The following is a 19,442-nucleotide window of genomic DNA, read 5'->3' as shown; positions in this document are numbered from 1 at the left end:
CTGAAAAGCTCCGGCCGCCTCGACCGGAGTTTTTCTTCATAATGGTATCGTTCATTCAATGAGAAAGGCGTGAACAATGATGAGCCAATGGACGGAACAAGCCGCCAAGCAATGGGATCAATTTGCAGAAGACTGGCGAAAACGAAGTGAGCACATGTGGGAAAAAGGCAGCCGCAGCACCATCCTCCCCTTTTTTATGAAGCATGTACCTGTCGGATCGGGACCTGTTCTCGATGCAGGCTGTGGTGACGGCTATGCCAGTTGCAAGCTTGCAGAGCATGGCTATCAGGTGGAGGGCATCGACATTGCCGGGGAAATGATTCGTCTCGCTCATGACCGGGTCATTTCCTTCCCAGGCTCTGTTCATTTTCAGACAGGAGACATCAGTGAGCTTCCTTTTGCCAATGATTCATTCGCCGGTGTGCTCTCGATTAACGTAGTGGAATTCACACCGTCTCCGCTCCAGACACTCCAGGAGCTTCACCGCGTGCTCGCTCCTGGAGGAATTCTCGTCTTGGGTATCCTCGGTCCTACAGCTGGCCCACGAGCTCATAGCTATCGCAGACTCTATGAAGAGGCAACCATCCAAAATACGATGATGCCCTGGGAAGCCAAGCAGTTGGCGAGCGAAAATGGCTTCACACTGTTGGGTGAAGAACCGGTATACAAAGATGGAATTACGCCAGATATCGCAGGTCGCTTAAGCGTAGAGCTGCGGGAGGCTGTCAGCTTTTTGACCTTGTTTGCTTTGCGGAAATAAAAAAAGAGCCGCATACGCGACTCCTACTTGATCATTTTAGTGATGCTCCCATTAGTGCTTATATTCAATGACATCTTCGACTGTGCCTGTTCCTTTCTCCAAATTGACGTCGGTAAAGTGCACCTTATATTTCGCCGACGGATTTCCATTTGGATACCAGTATACGTCAATGAATTGCAATACATCGTCCACTGTCACACCCGTAGCGGAAATTTTATAAGCACTTTCCGATGGGGTAAAATTCTTCGCTTTCATAGCCTCTTTTGCTTTTTCGATAAAAGGGGCTGCTTTTTCTTGCGGAAGAGGTCCCATAACGACACCAAGCTCATTGATCACTTTTGCATTTTGCACTGTCGCTGTCCCTTTCTCGACATCGACATCGATAAAGTTGACAACATAGCCTTTCGATTGCTCTTTATCTCTCCATAGAACCATTAAGGTTTTGTCTTTCTTGCTCCCGAAATGCATCACTTCATATCCATTTTTTGGCAGCTCAATCTTCTCTGCTTTCAAAGCCTCTTTTGCTTTTGTAATAAACGGAGCAGCCTGTTGATCTGTCAATTTCCAGGAATCCTTTTTTTGTTGCTTGGCCTCCTTTTCATCCTCCTCTTCCAAAGCAATGAGCTCATCGTAATTGTCTACATAGACATCATCGATATTCCCCGTCCCTTTCTCCAAATCGACATCTGCAAATCGCACGGAGTAATACTTTCCTCCCTTTTGCCCCGCCTCAGGACGCCAGGTAATTTGAACACTTTCCAGCACATCGTCATAAGTACGGCTGCTGCTTGACATCTTGTACCCGCTCGCTGGCAGAGCTATATTTTTTGCTTTCAAAGCCTCTTTTGCTTGTTCAATAAACGGAGCAGCATGTTTTTCTGTCAGCTCCTCTTCGAAGGAACCTGGACGATTAATGACATTTACCGTTTTGAGAGTCGCTGTTCCTTTCTCTACATCGATACCCTCAAATTCGGCGACATACGCCTTGTCCTTCACGTTGGTTTCAGATCGCCATACGACAGTCAAGGTATTGCTCTTTTTGCTACCATAATTCCGAGCCTTGTAACCACTTTCTGGGAGAGAAATGTTTTTCGCTTGAAATGCTTCTTTTGCTTTTGCAAGAAACGGAGCCGCCTGTTGATCTGTCAATTTCAAGAGATCAAATTCCTCCTCTGTTGCCTCGGCTGCAACGTTATCCTTCGTATCGTTGAGTGCGGCGCTGGCAGCTACAGGGGAGAACATGGCTGTCACTGTCAATGCGCTCATAACAGAGAGATTTAACCATGCAGCCGTTTTTTTCGTTTTGGACTTTTTCATCGTACTACCTCCAAGGTTTTTACTTTGGATCGAGTGTTTCTACTCGTCATCCATAGAATAGCTGCTGATTGTCATGGTTTAATCGGGAGGTTGTCAAGGTTTTGTCAAAACAAAAGAGCCGCTATACGCGACTCCCCATGTTCTTCGTCCACATGCTAGGAGGAGCTTGTTACGAAGGATCTTTTCTCCTAACTTCAAGGTGCATTAATTCACCTATTCCTTTGTCCAAATCAACGTCATCAAACGAAGCAATATAAACCCTATCCTTTATAGAAGCATGATCAGTCCCTTCAGCAACGCCGTCGGGATACCAGCGTATATCCACCTCTGGTGGTCGTTTCGGTTGATCATCGTAGTACGAAATCGTGCTGCTAATCCAATAGCCACTTTCAGGAAGTTTTACCTGCTTCGCTTGAAAAGCGTCTTTTGCCATCTGGATATAAGGGGCTACCTGTGATGGTGTCAGTTTTACACGCCTGATAATCGGCTCTGGTGCTTTTTCTTGCACGATTCTCGTTTCTTCTTCGTCTGTTTCTACGTTCTCAACTGTACCTGTTCCTTTTTTTAAATCAACATCTGAAAATTGCACGTAATAAAGCTTGTCATGAACAGCTTGATAAACATTATTGCTTCTCGTATATATTGGGTACCAGTAAAGATCGACAAGCGCTATCGTCTCTTTCTCCGTAATGGGCTTTATGAGCAAGCATCCTGCCAGATCGTAGCCACTTTGCGGAATTTTGATATTCTTGTCTTTCCAAACTTTTTTTGCTTGGTCAATATATGGGGCGAACATCGTATTTGGTTTGAACGATGCGATGTCCCTGCGTATACAAATCTCGATCTCTTTAATTGTGCCTGTCCCTTTTTTAAAATCCACATCAGTCAAATTGACAAAATAGCTTTCCTGAAGTCCTTTGAAAGGTCGTTCGGCTCCTGCCTTTACTTTTGGATGCCACCATATCTCAGCGGTCGTTGTTTCCTCGCTTATGTCACCGAAAATATCAAGCTCGTAATTATTATCAGGTAGGTCGATATGATTGGCGATAAATGCATCAGTTGCCAACTTGACGAAGGGCTCTCGCTGTTCTTTACTAAAGTCATTAAGACTTAAACTCACTGAACTTTCTTTGGGTTTCGGATTATCGTTTTTCTTCTTTTCCTGCTGCTCTTCATCCTCTTTCGGTTGAAAAGCGCTTGACGCTGTTGTTTCCGTTTGGATAACATCTTTGTTTTTATTGATTTCAGCCAAGCCAAATGTCGTCGGGGAGTAGCTCAAAGCGAGGGCTAACACGCTCAACACTCCAATACTTAGCCATAATCCCATCTTTATTTTTGTTTGTGTCAGTTTTTCCACAATTCTATCTCCTTACACTCTCTGCTTCTTATTCTACGTTTTCGCCATACCAATTAGATTCACCGTAATTCCAAACTACCCCAAGTTCAACCATTTTCCCTACGCCTTTGTCCACATCAGCGTTGTAAAACAATGCGTAGTAAACCTTTTCCTTGATCTTAGTCTCTTGGCCAAAAACAACGCCATTGGGATACCAGGATATTTCAACATCATTTCTACCTTTCGTCACAGTGCTGCTGATCCAATAACCAGTTTCAGGGGGGGCCATGCCTTGCGCTACGAACGCTTCTCTTGCTATCCGAATAAAGGGAGCCGCCTGTTCCTTTGTCAACGGATCAAAGAAGTTTTTATTCTTCTCATCATTTTGCTTCAGAGTGGTTTCTTCGTTTTCCACGTTTGCTGGTGGAGAAGCTTCCGTTATGATGACATCCTTTTTGCTATCCAGAACAGCCGGGCCGAAAGCAGCCGGAGAAAAGAAGGCCGCCACACCTAGTATGCCGATAACAACAAGACTAAGCATGAAGCCATGGGACTTTATCTTTATTTTCTTGAAATTTCGCAATAGATGCCTCCACCGTTACGTCGAAGTTTGTACTGGAACCTTTGTGTAAACCGATGTTCCCCCGTTTAATCGGCTTTTCATATAAATACTTCCATGGTGTGCCGTGGCAATCGCTTTGCACAGAGACAGCCCTAAACCGTGTCCGTTCTTTTTTCGATCCCTCGAACTATCCAGCATAAAAAATGGTTGAAATACATTCGCCAAATGCTCTTCCGGCACCCCACAACCTTGGTCTTCCACGCAAAAAACAACAAAAGAGTCTTCTGCATAAACAGCAAGTCTTATGACTGTATCGTTTTCAGACGCTTTGGAGGCATTTTCCACCAAATTGCTTAACAACACCAAATAAAGCTCCGGATCGACAGTTACGGTAGAGACAGAATACGCTACTTCCAGCGTTTGCCCCCTTCTGTCCAACGTAAACTGGGAAATGATTTTCAACTGCTGTATGAGGGAAGAAACATCGACTTGCCGTTTGTTGGGTGGCTCCCCATTTCCAAGGCGAAAAAGCTCCAACAGCTTTTTGGACATACCGTCAAGCCGCTTGCTTTCCGCTTGAATGAAACGCAGAGCCTGCTCGACGTCTTTTTCTTCCAGGTCATAATTCTGAAGCAAGCTGGCATAGCCCATGATGGATGTAAGCGGCGTTTTGAATTCATGGGCCAGACTTACGATAAATGCCTCTCTTTCCGTTACACCCCTCTGCAGAAGCTCCATGTTGGATTGGATCGCCTCCGCCATATAATTGAAGTCAACCGCGAGCTGGCCAATCTCATCGGCATGCTGAACCGTTATGCGATGCTGATAGCTTCCTTTTGCAATCCCTTGAGCCTGTTGGCTTAACATGCCGAGTGGACGCAAGGCTTGTCTGATCAGGACAAACAAGCCAACCGCAAAGACCGTCAAACCAACCAATACCCAAGAAGAGATCTGTAAGGAGAGTGACTTCTGGTCATCGATCAGACTCGTTATGTCATGGGCGTAATCCAATCGAAGCAGTTGGTCATCCATTTCCATCCAGCTGGAAACAAACAGTACGGTGCGCGCATCTATGTTTCGAATCACATAGCTTCTTCTCCCATCTTTGGGTGGGACAAGACTCATTACCTTCTCTTCTTCATTCGATATACTGCTAAAATGCTTTTCACCAGATTCACCCGTTATGGCAAGATGGCTTCTCTGATCAGTAAAATACTGACCATAATTTTGAAAAGATTTCGTTAAAATGTCTTTCAGCAACGTCGGATAGTAATCATCAATCGTACTTTCATACATTTTCAGTGAGTTCCCGATCATGCTATGGTTCTCAAGAGAACTGCTGATTTCCCTTTGAAGATTGTACTCAATGGAAACCTCGATGATCCGGTAGGAAACAAAGACGATGACCACTGTCACCAATCCAAACACCATGAGATAGATTCGCATCCACAGAGGCGTTTTCTTCATCCTCTCACGCATCTTACAACTCCATTCGATAACCAATTTTGTGCACAGTATGAATATGATCGGACAAACCTAGTTTTGTTCGCAGATTCAAGACATGTGTATCAATTGTTCGGGTGCTGCCATAAAAGTCATAACCCCAGACCTGATTCAGTAAACTTTCACGAGAAAAAGCAATATTCGGATTATGCACCAAAAACTCAAGCAACTCATATTCCTTCGGGGTTAACGTGACGAGCTGATTATTTTTGTACACTTTGCGGCTATGGTAATCCACTGTCACATCGCCTACGGTCAATGTTTCCAATACAACCTGATGACTTCTTCTCAGAGCGACTTCCACTCGTGCCAACAACTCCAGCAAATCAAAAGGTTTTGTAATATAATCCTCAGCACCAAGACGCAAACCTTGTACTTTGTCCATAACACTTGTCTTGGCTGTAACAAAAATGACCGGGATATTCTTTTTCTTAAAGGATTCCAACAGTGTGAACCCGTCAACTCCAGGCAGCATGATGTCAAGGAGCGCCAAGTGATACTCCTTTTCTTCGAGTTCGTTCAACGCCGTGTTACCGTCGGATGAAACTTTACAGACATAGCCCGAGGCGCCTAATGTCATTTTGATTAGCTCGGATATGGATGGATCATCTTCAGCGATTAGGATAGAATATGCCATTTCCTTACACCTCCACCATCATTACACATTCCCGATGTTTTCTTGTCAACAAAATGTAAAAATACAGCTCCACACGTAAACAAAAAGACCCGTACGATCACTACTTTATAAAGTGATCGTACGGGTCACATTCAATATAGACTACCGCCTTTTTTACTTAACGGTACTGAATATTATTCAGTTGCATCCACATCAATTTACTATCAATCAACATCGCAAGCGTCATCTCATCCATTCCATGCAGTTGACGGTACAGACGTTGGGTTTCGACCAAGTCATTGTAGGTCAAGAACGGATAGTCTGGTCTGCCGAATGTCCCGTCCGGAAAATAAGCGTAATGCAAATCGCCATTTCCGAGAATCCACTGCGATCCGAGGTTTACGACACCATAGAGCATGATGTCTGCTAAGTCTCTGTCTGTCTGGTCCCCGAATTGCAGGTAGCTTTTGTAGAGAAAATTGATTTCGGCCAACTGATGATTCAAAGAAACATGTGTCTGAATCATTGGATTCGTTGCTGTTGCGTAGTCAGAAACCAGCCACCCTTGCTGTACACCAGCGACGACAAAACGGTTCGTGGCTGCGTGATTGTGAAAGTAAGAAGCATATTTTTTCGCCGATTGGCAAAAGTCTGTTTCTTGGTACTGATCACAGCCCCGCAGCATCAGATCAGCCGCTCCTGTGTTGAATCTCGTATCGTAAAAGCCCTCTGGTATCCCGTAATCACCGCTTAACCACAAGGAGCGCGGCTGTGTCTTCCAGTATCCCTGAGGCTCCTGCTGCTTCAGGCTCGCTTTCAACATTACATAGCCCATATCCCGGGCAGCCTTGCTTCCACCTGTATATAAAAAGGAGCGAAGGACATAATTTTCAGGAATTCGCCAAAAGGAGGACTCCGAAGTCGGCTCGTACGTGGAAGGGCTTTGATAGTAATACCCATCGTACAGCCATTTTGCCTTTTCCGTAACGTCCAAGTTAAGCCAGACGCTGTCAATCGATTGTTCTCCCCAAGGAACGAGTGGATCTCTCGAATCGAGCGCCCACATTTCGCTGATAAAGCCAGCTTTCATCGGCAGCTTGATCACAAGCTCGACACCAGAAGACGTCTGTTTTACTTCAACTGGTAGCGCCAATGCCGGCTTTTCTTCAATCGTGGCTCTGCCTTTATCCACGTAGGTAATGGGTTTGCCTAACCAAATATACCTGCCCTCTGTCTCTACAAAACCAGAGGCAAGCGGAAGAGTCTGGACTTGATCAAGCGTGACGACCTTCCAATACGGTTTCTTCGACTCATCATAGGCTCGATAGCGGAACATCATGTTCTGACTGTTACCCTGAATCGGAATGGTGAAAACGTAAGGCATCATATTGCGCTGGCCTGTCATTTTATGGGCCCAATACGTGACACCATCTGGGAATCGAAATTCTTGTTTTTGGTGAATCGCGCCATTCAGGTGGTTAACATTCTCCGATTCTGTTGGTTTTTTCCATTCGTTTGCAGAAATATGGCTCGGAAAGAAACTACTTACGGCGATGGCCGTCATCAAAAGGAGCATTCTGCTGATTTTTCTGACCATGTCATCCCCCTATTTTATTAAAGGAGAACCGAAAGTCCTACTTTAAAATGAATATTTCGTAGCGATTATTATTTTTATAATAATCTGATAAATTAATCATAGGTGTCTTATTTTATTTCTCAGGAGGGAATTTATGGACAAGAAAGTACGCTACGTTGTTTCTACAGCACTCGTAATATCTCTGTTCACCAGCCCCTCAATCATCCATGCCACCCAAGCTGAACCACAACCCCACATTCCTTATTACGGAATAGGGCCAACCTATGTACAGCCTGCACAGATTGAGAGCTTGTTCCCCAAGCCAACTATCCAGTTTGGGACACCCGGCTTCCAAGAAGGAAAAGAAGCTTTTACATCCCAGGAAGAAATGATGGCTTACATAAGCAAGTTAGCTACAGGCAACAAGGAAATCAAGCTGCTATCCATCGGTACATCATTGGAAGGTCGCGACATCCCCCTGCTGCTATTCAGCAAAGACCACAACAAGCTCAAACAAAACAAGGAGAAACCACTCATCTGGCTACAGGCACAAATCCACGGAAATGAACCCGCCTCTGGTGAATCTGCTCTCGTGATCGCCAAATGGCTGGCAGAAGGAAAGCTTGGCCCCGACCTCCTGGATCAAGTAAACGTCGCGATTGTTCCTCGCATCAACCCGGACGGCTCCTACCAGTTTAAACGCTACATCGCGACAGAGCTGGATGCCAACCGTGACTACATGAAGGTAGAATATCCAGAGGTGCAATCGGTTCACCAGGCGATCAATACCTATCAACCTGATGTGGTGCTTGACGCCCATGAATACGGCGTCTCTTCCAGCCAGCTTCGCGATGTAGGGGAAAAAGGCGCGATCTCTTCCTACGACGTTCTGATCTCTTCCGCGAAAAACTTGAATATCCCCGCCAACCTTCGTAAAATGTCAGACAACCTGCTCTTGGCTGACGTTCAAAAAGCACTCGACAAGGAGCAACTTTCTCATCACGCATACTATACGCTGGCAAAAGGCAAGGACGGAAAAGTGACCGCAACAGAAGGCAGCACAGAGACGAGAATCGGCCGCAATGCCTTGGGCTTGAAAAACACGTTGACGTTTTTGGTGGAAACACGCGGCATCGGCATTGGACGCGCCGATTTTGAGCGCCGTGTATACAGCCAGGCCATAACTCATGCTGCTGTCATCCAATCAACAGCGGCCAATGCCAAAGCAATCAAGTCCTCCGTGACGCAGGCACGCGCAGAAATCACGGAAAAAGGCAAAAAAGCAAACGACAACGACAAACTCGTCATCCTGAGTGAGAATAAGCGAGTACCGGGTCAATCTCTCGAAGTGGTCGATCTAGCCACGGCAAAAAAAGTGTCTACCCCCATCGACTGGGTAAGCTCCACGGATGCCTATCCCGTACTCGAACGCGAGCGCCCCACTGCTTATCTTATGCCTCCTGGCTACCATGACGTTGCAGCCAAGCTGGAACTGCTCGGTGTTTCGGTAAGCAAGCTATCAAAAGAAACGACCATAGCGGTAGAAAGCTACACCATTTTGGAAAACAAGGTGAATCCGATATACGAGAATGGGCATTTCACCAACCAAGTGACTGCAAATGTAACAGAAACAACGAAAACCTTTCCTGCGGGTAGCTACGTGTTCAGCATGGCCCAGCCAAACGCCAACTTCATTGCTTTGGCCTTGGAACCGGAATCAGTAGACAGCTACGTCACGTTTAACTTCTTTCCCGTTGAAAAGGGCGATGAAGTCCCGGTATATCGCTATATGCTGGAGCAATCGCTACCCACCACACCAAAAAACTAAAGGAAAAAATCCCCTCTCTAAAGTTAGACTCCTGAGAGGGGATTTTTGTTACATGTATGGGCTTACTTTATTTCAAACACTTCTTGGGCAAGCCCTGCCAGCTTTTGCGTATTGTCGCTCACTTCGACCATTGTCGCAGAAAACGGAAGTGAAACAAAGTGAACAAATACCAAAAAGTCCGCATCGCTTGGATACGGACTCCTGATTCTTTTTCCTTATGATCACAATACCTTTTTGACATCCTTTACGCTCGACGCGAGCATTTGCTCTACTGCGTTGGCGTCCCTCACGTGCTTGGTCAAGCCTTCATTCAGCTCGTCCAGCAAGCCCTTCGCATCACTTACCTGTTGGGACACATCGTCAGCAAATCGCTTTTGGTGCGCGATGATTTCCATCACACCTGACACTTCGCCGTTCAGTACCTGGAAAGCGTTCACGATCTGATCCGTCTTCTCCGCAGCATCCTTGCTGATAGAAAGCCCATTTTTGATCGCACTGCTGCTTTTTTCACTGTTGGACAACGCTTCTTTTGTTTCTTCCTGAATCTTGCCGATCAATTCTGCAATCGTCTTGGTCGAGTTCGCGGTCATCTCGGCCAGCTTCCGTACTTCATCCGCTACTACAGCAAAGCCTCGGCCCTGTTCACCCGCACGTGCCGCTTCTATCGCAGCATTCAAAGCGAGAAGGTTGGTCTGATTGGCAATGTCGCTGATCACCTTGACGATGCTCGTAATTTCCGAAGAGCGCTCTTCCAAGCGGCTCATGGATTTGGACGTATGGACCGATTCTTTGTCGAGCAGGCTCATGACTTCTACAACGTCGGTCATGGCCTTCTTGCCTTCATCTGCACGCGCTACCGATTGTTTACAGATGTCTGTCAGGCGCTCTCCTCGAACCGACAACTGACTCGCAGACTCATCATCCCGCTCGTTAATACCCTGGATATTATCTACAACACGCTTCATCCTCGTCACCAATCGCACCATTTGATCGGATTCGGCGTTCATCGCTTGGTTCGAAGTGAGGATCGCACCCATCTGATCGTAAATACCGCGAAGCTCATGTTTCCAAGCGTCTTGTTGTCCTGCCATTGTGGTTGTGGGAGTTGCCACTGTCGTCGCTGCTGTCTCTTTTACTGCTAGGCCTTTGTCTTTTTTCCAAAACATCCGCTTCCCTCTCCTTTGTACCCATCAATTGTCACCTCGGCGGCTATATACGCGGGACTCGATTATTCCCGGATGTTGTTTCGCCAAGCTCAGCAAGTTTTCCAAGAAATAATAGTGACCCTCCAAGAGCTCCACGTCTTTACGCTCAAAATGCTTCGCCTGCAAATACTGCTGCATTTCCAAAGCATAGCGCTCCAGTTTATCGTGAAAATCGTTGGCACGAAGCATTTGCTCCACTTCTGGATATTCTGTTTTCAGGCGACTCAGCTCACTGTATACACGTCCACCCTCCAGAATCATCTGGTAGGCCGTACGCTCGAGCGTAGCTGTCGTAGCTGCCTCCTGTTCCTCACGCTCCTCGCGCAAAGCTGCCAAGTACGTGATAAAATGGTAGACAGTTAAAAACAATGGTCCTAAAAATAGAATGATCCCTGCTTTGTACACATGCTGATTGGACAAATTGCTGATGAGCAGGAACAAGTGAAACAAGATCGCACCCAACCATACATAGATGATGATTTGGTGATTGATCTTCCCTGCCTTTTGGTGGCGTGAAAAGGCAAAGGTAAGTCCGAGCAGATAAAAGGCAAGTAACGTAAAGCTGGCAGAAAACAAAGCCATCTCCATATCGATCAGCCAATCTGCGTCGGCGGGTATTTCGATAAAGAATTCAAAAGCGAGCACCAGCAGTGAGAACAGCAACCCCATGATCCAAAACCGGCTTACTTCCGAGTCATTTCTCCGCCGGGAGCGGTAGCGTTTTGCACGGGATCCTTCCATAATGCTCTCACCTCATTCTCTATGATTCGCCATGATTCTATCTTTTCCTTTCACATGGGGCCAAAATCTGACACGGAGGCTGTTATGACAAAAAATTTACCAACACCATTTACCGAGCGCATGCAAACCTTGCTCGGACACGATTATGAGGCATTTGTTTCCTCGTATGATCAGCCTGTGGCACACGGCTTGCGGGTCAATCCGTTGAAGGTGGGTCGTGACGATTTTTTGAAAATCTCGCCGTTTGCTCTGGAAGCAGTCCCTTGGTGCGAAAACGGTTTTCGCTACAAAGAGCCAGATCGTCCCGGCAAGCATCCTTTTCACTCCGCTGGCATGTACTATTTGCAGGAGCCCAGCGCGATGTCCGCTGCCGAAGCACTCGGTGCACAACCTGATGAGCGCATCCTCGACCTGTGTGCAGCGCCAGGAGGGAAATCGACGCAGCTTGCAGCGTTTTTGCGTGGACAAGGAATGCTTGTGGCAAACGAAATCCATCCTGTTCGTGCAAAAGCCTTGTCAGAAAATCTGGAGCGCTGCGGCGTGACCAATGCCGTCGTGACCAACGAAACGCCTGAACGCTTACAGGAGCGATTCCCCCAGTTTTTTGACCGAATTTTAGTAGACGCTCCATGCTCTGGCGAAGGAATGTTCCGCAAGCTACCCGAAGCAATCGAAGACTGGAGCCCTGCAAAAGTAACCGAGTGCCACCTCATGCAAGGCGATATTCTTGAAGCGGCCGCTGCGATGCTGAAGCCAGGCGGGACGTTGGTCTACTCCACCTGCACATTCGCTCCGTTGGAAAATGAGCAGTCACTCGTTAACTTCCTGGGACGTCATCCGGAATTTGAGATCGTCTCGCTGCCACATGTAGATTGCTTTTCTGCTGGCCAACCAGAGTGGGCCTCGCCGTATAACGAGCAGCTCACTCAGACAGCCAGATTGTGGCCGCATCGTCTACAGGGAGAAGGTCATTACCTCGCCAAGCTGCAAAAGAGTGATACCACTGAAGTTCATGAACCTGCCGGGAAGCGTAAAGAAAAGCGTGCGGCAAAATCGGCTCCGGCAGGTCGTAAAGAAGCCATGGCAGCTTGGCGTACGTTCGCGGATGAAGCACTCCCGGCGCTCTCCAAACCATTCGATGATGAATCAGCTTTTCTTTTGTTCGGCGAACAGCTCTACTACTCACCTGCTCCCGAGCTCGACTGGGACAAGCTCAAGGTCGCGCGCGTCGGTCTACACCTAGGAACTGTAAAAAAGAACAGATTTGAACCTGCACACGCCTTGGCACTCTCCCTCTCTCCTGCGGAGGCAGTCCGTGTCGCTCCGTATGGCGCAGACGATCCTGAGATGTTGCGGTACTTAAAAGGAGAAGCGCTCACGCGTGATGGTGAAAGCGGCTGGACGCTGGTTACTGTAGATGGATTCCCCATCGGTTGGGGCAAACAATCTGAAGGGCAACTCAAAAATCATTATCCAAAGGGTCTACGCTGGTTGTAAATTTGCATCAAAAATAAAAAAGCGCACAAGTCTACACGAAATGCATTCGTGACTGCTTGTGGGCTTTTCTCTTTTTCTTATGATCGCCCTCTGCGGGGCGGATTGTCTACTACCGTCAACGAGCCATTTCTTATATAACGCAATATTTTTGAAACAGATATCCCTGTTGCATTGGCTATTTGCATCGCATTTGAATTCGGATAACTTCTCACGTAATTGCGAATCATCTGGTAGTCTTGTATTTCGTTTTCTCCGCAAACCTGGCAAGTGTACTCTCCCCGGCCCATCGGACTGCCGCATTTCAAGCACGTATCCGTCGTCATCACTGGTTCTCCTCACACCCTGTACTATGGTACTTTCACAAGAAAGGGTTCTATCTTCCTATCTATTACCCAAATCACATGGGAGGAAAACACTATTTTCGATCGCGATTCCTGTATTCTATTTAAAATTCGATGCAGTCATTCCGAACTCCTTTAAAAAGGCCAGTATGGAGGCATCAGACAGCTTTTTGCGTAAAGGACAATCGCAAACCCAATGAGAAAGACACCACTGAGTCCATGAAAAACGTTGAGCCAACCTGGGCGAAAAAATCGAGCCAAATACGCGGCCAACAAAGCTACCAGCCCCAAGAACAATAAAGTCGATAACAGACAGCCTGTAGCAAACAAGAACAACTCTGTTGAATGAACAAAAGTGCCAGATGCCAATAGTGAGCCAAAAACTCCCGCCCAAAACAGAATGGTCAGTGGATTCGCGAGCGTCAGAAGCACGCCGTGCCAAAAGCTGTTTCGACCCGATGGAGCATGCTGGACTGGAGCTTGTTCATATACGCCTCTGCCTTTTATGGCACGCAAGGTTTGAATCCCAAACCAAGTCAAAATCAGAGCTCCCATAATCAAAACCATCTGTTTGACCCAATGGATTTGTAACAGCAGCGACAGTCCCCCGACCGCCCCCACCATATAAACCGCATCTACGAGTGCAACCCCCAGTACCATCATGAGTGCATCCCGAAATCGCCGAGTCATCGAGCGATGCAATACTCCCAGACAAACCGGACCAACGGATAGCTGGAGCATCATCCCGAATAATAGACCGTTCCAGATCGCCATCAGGTTCACATCTCCTCTTTCATGGAAGACAGGACGATCATCGTATTCGTCTTGCTTACACCATCTATTTGCTTCAATGTTTCAGAGATGAATCGTTCCAGATCGGCCGTCCCTTTTACAGCAACCTTCAATACATAATCGTAAGCTCCCGCAATATGATGGCATTCCAGCACAGAGTCTGCCTGCAAGACCGTTTCACGGAAGCCAGCGATATGCTCCGTTTTTTCGATTTCCACCATCACAAATGCAATCAGGTGAAGCCCTAGCTGTTCCCGATCCAGCTTCACCGTGAATTGCTTGATGAGTCCTGTATCCTCCAGCTTGCGTATTCTCTCGGAGACCGCAGGCACAGACAAATGAACCTGCTTACTGATGTCTGAGCTGGTGATTCGGGCATTTTCCCGCAATAAGCGGAGGATTTGTTCATCAATCCGATCCATTTGATCTCCCTCCTTGTTTTCCATTCATTATAACAACTTCTTTCAAAGAGAAAGGTATTCGGTGTAAGAACCTTATACTTTTAACTATTTATCCGTATTTCTTCATTTCTTTCTGTACGACATGTAATCTCAGAGCGTATTCCTAACAGATTTAGGTCATCCTTCGATTTCAGGTACGAAAAAAGCTTATTCCTCCTCCTGATCGAAGTGGGAATAAGCCTTTTTAGGAGCCTTACTGCTCTTCTTTATTCAAGTTCGCAATCTTTGCCCCTTGCTCCAGAAGAGCTTCATATCCATACTTGCTCTTGATTCTCTCTATTTCTTTTTCCACGCTAGCACTATCCTGTATGCAAGTTCTGTCCTCCGACAGTGTATACGTAATCCATTTATGTTCATAGCTCATTACCATAATAAAGAAAAATGCTGAGTTACATTACCAACACAATATATATTGTGTTCGACGTATGATAAACTTTGTCCCGAGCAAAGGATAAGAACTTGGGCATGCCATGGCTGTTACATAAAGAATTGCAAGCGTCCATAAAACTTCATAAAAAAAAGAACATCCAAATCAAAAAAACTGCCCAGACCCTTTTCGAATCTGGACAGTTTCTCTTACCATCTTTACTTATTTCCACGCGTTTTCCCAGCGGATGAGGATTGGCTAAACGGTCTTCCACCCTTGGCAGAGCGAGCGGCTCCACCTTTTCCCGCTTTCTTGGCATCGGCTGGCTTCGCAGATTTACCTGCTTTACGCGCTGCAATCGCTTCTGCCTTCTTGCGATTTTTCTCATACTGCGTCTGCAATTCACCCAGCTCACGCGCCATTTTCCTTTTGTAGCCTGGTTTTACCTTCGTCTTTTTCTTCAAGGCTTCACGTACAGGAGTGAACTCTTTGTCTTTTTCCTTCTGTTGCTCTTTCGCCTGTTGTGCACGCAGCTCAATGAAATGAGCTTCCCGTTCTTCCGCACGTTGACGGCGACCCGCATCCAGATGGCGACCTTCCTGCAAAATTCTTTCCTCGATCGATGCCTTCGTAGCTTTGGCAAAACGCCCCATCAAGTTCTTCTGACGAGGAGAAATGAGGGAGATGGCTTTACCTTTTTGTCCCGCACGACCCGTACGTCCAACGCGGTGAATGTAGCTATCCACGTCATTCGGCAAATCGTAGTTGATGACATGTGTTACGCCTTCTACGTCGAGTCCACGAGCCGCGATATCTGTCGCGATCAAGTATTGGAAACGAATCTCACGGAATTGCTTCATCAGTTGTTCCCGCTTGTTTTGGGACAAATCACCGTACAGTGCTTTCGCAGCGAGGCCATTTTCCTGCAATCGAGCTGTAAGCTGCTGTACACGTACTTGCGTATTGGCAAACACGATGGTCAAGAACGGCTGCTCTTGCTCCAGCACATCCACGAGAGCGTCCGTCTTATCGCTTTGGTTCACTACATAGTAAAATTGTTCAATGCGCTCAACAGTCTTCTGCTTACCCTCAATCTTGATATGCGGTGGCTGCTTCATGAAGCGGTGCGCCAGTCTTTTCACCAAATCAGGCATCGTAGCAGAGAACAACAGCACCTGACGCTGGGAAGGCGTGTGCACGATCACTTGCTCCACATCTTCCAAGAAGCCCATTTCCATCATTTTATCTGCTTCATCCAGCACCAATGTGGAGATGCGTCCGAAATGGAGCGATCCGCGCTTCATATGATCCAGCACGCGCCCTGGTGTTCCGACTACAACATGTACGGTTTCTTTCAATTTGCTAAGTTGCTTGTCGATATCCGTTCCACCATGCAGAGACAGCACGTTTACATTCAGGTGCTTACCCAGCTTTTCTACTTCTTTGGCAATCTGAATGGAAAGCTCACGTGTCGGGGTGAGAATGAGCGCTTGAATGTCGCGTTTTCCCTCTTCCAAAGCGTTGAGGATCGGCAGCATGAATGCAGCTGTTTTTCCCGTACCTGTCTGAGCTTGTCCGATTAGATCTTTGCCTTCCATAATGAGAGGAATAGCTTCCTCTTGAATTTGTGTCGGTTCTTTATAATACAGGTCTTGAATCCCTTGCATCAGCTCCGGACGAAAACCAAAAGACGCAAACGATTTTGCCATAACTTCCACTTCCTTTCACAAGCGAACCGATTCGCCACACCATGACTGCATGGACAGTGGATGCGATAAAACCGGCTCTCATCAATCAAATTCATCCTAGGCAGGTTGTTGCCCTTGCGAAATCCTATCCTACCTATACTAAAGGAGTACTCTCGAAAAAACAACTAAACCGTTCAACTCCCGGGTATTTTTCTCCGAGGCTCGTGATTTCATAACCTCTCCATCATCACAAAAAACACCCTCTCCATCGCAATGATACATGCATGGAGAGGGTTTCGCCTATCTCATCTATCGAGCAGTTGTTGAACCGTTTCCTTATCGAGCTTCTTGATGACAGCTGTCAGCAGCTGGGCAGCCTGCTCGAAATCGCTTTTTGCCATAATCGCATTATGGCTGTGAATATACCGTGTCGCAAAGCCGACGACAATCGACGGGCAGCCAATGCCGCTTGTATGGAATTTCGCTGCGTCTGTTCCGCCTCCTGCGAGGGCATCCACCTGGATATGGATGCCGAGCTCCTCTGCTGTGTCGAATACGAGATCGCGCAATCCGGTATGTGGAATCATCGTGGCATCAAATAACATAACGAGCGGACCGTCCCCCACGTTGCAGGTCATCGGATACGATTCATTTCCAGGCGTGTCATATGCGAGTCCAACATCGACAGCAAAAGCAATATCCGGTTCAACCAGCGACGCTACTGTGCCAGCACCGCGCGTCCCAACCTCTTCTTGAACGGTTGCACCGGCGTATAGCACATTTGGATGCTCTTCCGACTGCAAACGTTTCAGCACCTCGATTGCCAGCGCACACCCCGCTCGATTATCGAGCGCCTTTGCGACCCACAGCTCTCCGTTGCGCATCGTCGTAAAATCACTGTCAGGAACAATCCAATCACCAGGGCGAACACCCATTTCCTTCGCATCTGCTTCATCTTTTGCCCCGATGTCAATGTACAAATCCTTGAGCTTCATGACTTTTTCCCGCTCTTCTTTTTCCAGAGCGTGTGGTGCCTTCGAGCCAATGAGCCCGAGATACTCACCTTTGCGTGTCTTGACCTTCACGCGTTGTGAGAGAATATTATGCGTCCACCATCCGCCGAGCTGAATAAAACGCAAGTACCCTTTTGGCGTGATATGAGTCACCATGAAGCCCACTTCATCCAAATGTCCCGCGAGCAAAATTTTCGGACCGTTTTCTACCCCCGTCTTCTTCCCGAGTACCCCACCCAGTCGATCCTTTACCAACTCGTCACTGAGAGGCTGTAAGTACTCCTCCATCTTCACCCTGACTTCGCGCTCGTGCCCAGGTACTCCGTCCGTTTCCGTCAAATCCTTGATCAATTTCGTGAGATCGTCCATCCTTTATCTCCTTTTCGATACTGACGTATTCTCTTTATGATTTCGGGAAACCGCTTACAAAATCCTTTTATTTCCAAACTACTGACACCCTATTTGTTATTGTTTCCCCAACCAGTGTCCCGAATGCGCTCGAGTACTTCTTCATGCTGTCGCATTTGATTGGGTGGCCTTCGTAGCAGCTTCTTGTTCTTGCCCAACCCTTTTCGTAATCCGATGAAATAGCACGAGACAAATCAGTCCCATCCCTGCAAAAATTCCGGTGATCGCAACGTTAGGAACCCACGCACTGACAAGAATAAACAAACCTGCACTACTGACCCCTACCATGCTAAATAGGGAATGTACAGCCATATACGTGCTCCGCGCATGATCCGGCACCATATTGGCGAGTAGCGCTTGTTTTACCGGAATGTGCATCACTTCACCCAGTGTAGCGAAGAACATGGCAATGAGTAAGACAGCGGGAGAGTTGCTGAAGCTAATCCAGGCATACCCGCAAAAGTACAGGACCAGGCCTGCCAGGAGCACGGCCCTATCTCTCAAGCCCTTCACCACGTAGGAGATTAAAACGGTCAAGCAAACAACCAGCAACGTGTTTTCTGTTTTTAAAAGGCCTAACAAGTTCATCCCATCCACCTGAATAGCAAGAAACGAAAATAACTGCTCAGGCTCCGGGATATCGTGCACTAAACGAAGGCCTATGACATTGGTCAATTGCTCCTCTACAGCTATAATGAGCAGATTCGCTATGGTAAACAGCAGAAAAATCCGATGCTTGAGCACTTCTTTATAAGCTCCCATGACATCTGCCATAAAACTCGAATCTTTTTGTCTTTGTTTGCCAGACGCTGAGCGTGCACCTTTTTCTGGCACATACGTTTCCTTGATAAAAAGGATCGTAATGGCAAGCGAAATCGCGATGCTTACAGCCACACCGAGAAATAGGGCAAAGTAATGCTTGTCGAACAAAAAAGCCCCCACCAATCCTCCTATCGCTACCGCCAGATTATTCAACCAATAGGAAGCCGTAAAAATCGCTCGCCTGTTCTCAGGCTGACTCACATCAATAATGAGTGCTTGGTATGCAGGACCTGACGCCCCCAAACAAAAGTTATTGAACAGAAACAAAATAAATGTCACGTAAGGCAGCTGAATCCAGGGCGAGTTGACAAAGGCTACACCAAGAAAACTGAGGAAGATGACCGCCTCACACACAACGATAACTTTTTTTCGCCCGATCCTGTCTGCCACATATCCCCCTGCAAAAGAGCCTGCGACACTCGCTGCCATCACGCCTAAAAACATGAAGCCCGTTACAACCGTCCCCAATTGCTTGGAGAAAAAAACAATCAAGTACGGGGTCACAGTCATGCTCGCCATCGTCGTCAAAAATTGTAACATCAGCCTGATCTGAATGTTGCTGTCGAACTTCCAAAAACTCATCGTGACCACTCCTCTTTACGTAACGAT

At 47.0% G+C, this 19,442-nt stretch carries 17 protein-coding genes; 3 read left to right on the top strand and 14 right to left on the bottom strand.

The genetic code is table 11. The features are described from left to right. Positions 1 to 79: 79 nt before the first annotated feature. A complete protein-coding gene (locus HPY28_RS26280; protein ID WP_174231732.1) occupies positions 80 to 760 on the top strand; it encodes a class I SAM-dependent methyltransferase in 681 nt (226 codons plus the stop codon). Between the two features lie 51 nt (positions 761 to 811). Here HPY28_RS26280 and HPY28_RS26275 read toward each other — a convergent pair whose 3' ends face one another. From HPY28_RS26275 to HPY28_RS26250, 6 genes are all read right to left on the bottom strand, one after another. After that, on the bottom strand, positions 812 to 2,077 hold the full coding sequence (locus HPY28_RS26275) for a hypothetical protein (RefSeq protein ID WP_174231713.1): 1,266 nt from the start codon (positions 2,075 to 2,077) through the stop codon (positions 812 to 814). A 169-nt stretch (positions 2,078 to 2,246) separates the two neighbouring features. Beyond that, positions 2,247 to 3,434: a hypothetical protein gene (locus HPY28_RS26270; RefSeq protein ID WP_017250639.1), complete on the bottom strand. Its 1,188-nt coding sequence runs from the start codon at positions 3,432 to 3,434 to the stop codon at positions 2,247 to 2,249. Positions 3,435 to 3,462: 28 nt separating this feature from the next. Continuing rightward, the gene (locus HPY28_RS26265) at positions 3,463 to 3,996 is read right to left on the bottom strand and encodes a hypothetical protein (protein ID WP_173623779.1); all 534 of its coding nucleotides are present in this window, start codon (positions 3,994 to 3,996) and stop codon (positions 3,463 to 3,465) included. 15 nt (positions 3,997 to 4,011) lie between these two features. After that, the gene (locus HPY28_RS26260; protein WP_174225995.1) at positions 4,012 to 5,454 is read right to left on the bottom strand and encodes a sensor histidine kinase; all 1,443 of its coding nucleotides are present in this window, start codon (positions 5,452 to 5,454) and stop codon (positions 4,012 to 4,014) included. A 1-nt stretch (position 5,455) separates the two neighbouring features. Continuing rightward, complete coding sequence (locus HPY28_RS26255) at positions 5,456 to 6,115, bottom strand: response regulator transcription factor (RefSeq protein WP_017250642.1); 660 nt, start codon at positions 6,113 to 6,115, stop codon at positions 5,456 to 5,458. Between the two features lie 157 nt (positions 6,116 to 6,272). After that, positions 6,273 to 7,691: a hypothetical protein gene (locus HPY28_RS26250; RefSeq protein WP_017250643.1), complete on the bottom strand. Its 1,419-nt coding sequence runs from the start codon at positions 7,689 to 7,691 to the stop codon at positions 6,273 to 6,275. A gap of 133 nt (positions 7,692 to 7,824) precedes the next feature. Here HPY28_RS26250 and HPY28_RS26245 point away from each other — a divergent pair, with 133 nt between their 5' ends. After that, positions 7,825 to 9,498 carry a M14 family metallopeptidase gene (locus HPY28_RS26245; protein ID WP_174231712.1) on the top strand — a complete coding sequence of 558 codons (1,674 nt, stop codon included), beginning with the start codon at positions 7,825 to 7,827 and terminating at the stop codon, positions 9,496 to 9,498. A 221-nt stretch (positions 9,499 to 9,719) separates the two neighbouring features. Here the strand turns inward: HPY28_RS26245 and HPY28_RS30580 are convergent, their stop codons facing one another. Next, positions 9,720 to 10,664 (bottom strand): methyl-accepting chemotaxis protein, encoded by a 945-nt coding sequence (locus HPY28_RS30580; RefSeq protein ID WP_174231711.1) that lies wholly within the window; start codon positions 10,662 to 10,664, stop codon positions 9,720 to 9,722. 24 nt (positions 10,665 to 10,688) lie between these two features. Beyond that, positions 10,689 to 11,444, bottom strand: a complete 756-nt coding sequence (locus HPY28_RS26235) for a hypothetical protein (RefSeq protein WP_017250646.1) — start codon at positions 11,442 to 11,444, stop codon at positions 10,689 to 10,691. A gap of 84 nt (positions 11,445 to 11,528) precedes the next feature. Here HPY28_RS26235 and HPY28_RS26230 point away from each other — a divergent pair, with 84 nt between their 5' ends. Beyond that, entirely contained in the window at positions 11,529 to 12,941 is a 1,413-nt protein-coding gene (locus tag HPY28_RS26230) for an RsmF rRNA methyltransferase first C-terminal domain-containing protein (RefSeq protein ID WP_017250647.1), read from the top strand. Between the two features lie 77 nt (positions 12,942 to 13,018). Here the strand turns inward: HPY28_RS26230 and HPY28_RS26225 are convergent, their stop codons facing one another. The 6 genes from HPY28_RS26225 to HPY28_RS26200 all read right to left on the bottom strand — a co-directional run bounded on the left by HPY28_RS26225 (position 13,019) and on the right by HPY28_RS26200 (position 19,415). Next, a complete protein-coding gene (locus HPY28_RS26225; RefSeq protein WP_017250648.1) occupies positions 13,019 to 13,264 on the bottom strand; it encodes a hypothetical protein in 246 nt (81 codons plus the stop codon). A gap of 153 nt (positions 13,265 to 13,417) precedes the next feature. Next, on the bottom strand, positions 13,418 to 14,056 hold the full coding sequence (locus HPY28_RS26220) for a LysE family translocator (RefSeq protein WP_174231710.1): 639 nt from the start codon (positions 14,054 to 14,056) through the stop codon (positions 13,418 to 13,420). Between the two features lie 5 nt (positions 14,057 to 14,061). Continuing rightward, a complete protein-coding gene (locus tag HPY28_RS26215) occupies positions 14,062 to 14,496 on the bottom strand; it encodes an Lrp/AsnC family transcriptional regulator (RefSeq protein WP_173623784.1) in 435 nt (144 codons plus the stop codon). A gap of 624 nt (positions 14,497 to 15,120) precedes the next feature. Then, positions 15,121 to 16,611 carry a DEAD/DEAH box helicase gene (locus HPY28_RS26210; protein WP_174231709.1) on the bottom strand — a complete coding sequence of 497 codons (1,491 nt, stop codon included), beginning with the start codon at positions 16,609 to 16,611 and terminating at the stop codon, positions 15,121 to 15,123. A gap of 284 nt (positions 16,612 to 16,895) precedes the next feature. Continuing rightward, on the bottom strand, positions 16,896 to 17,972 hold the full coding sequence (locus HPY28_RS26205) for a M42 family metallopeptidase (protein WP_017250653.1): 1,077 nt from the start codon (positions 17,970 to 17,972) through the stop codon (positions 16,896 to 16,898). Positions 17,973 to 18,113: 141 nt separating this feature from the next. Beyond that, complete coding sequence (locus HPY28_RS26200) at positions 18,114 to 19,415, bottom strand: MFS transporter (RefSeq protein WP_174231708.1); 1,302 nt, start codon at positions 19,413 to 19,415, stop codon at positions 18,114 to 18,116. Between the last annotated feature and the right edge of the window lie 27 nt (positions 19,416 to 19,442).

The organism is Brevibacillus sp. HB1.2, from assembly GCF_013332495.1.
GTDB lineage: Bacteria > Bacillota > Bacilli > Brevibacillales > Brevibacillaceae > Brevibacillus > Brevibacillus porteri.
This window is presented reverse-complemented; position numbering and strand designations above follow the sequence as displayed.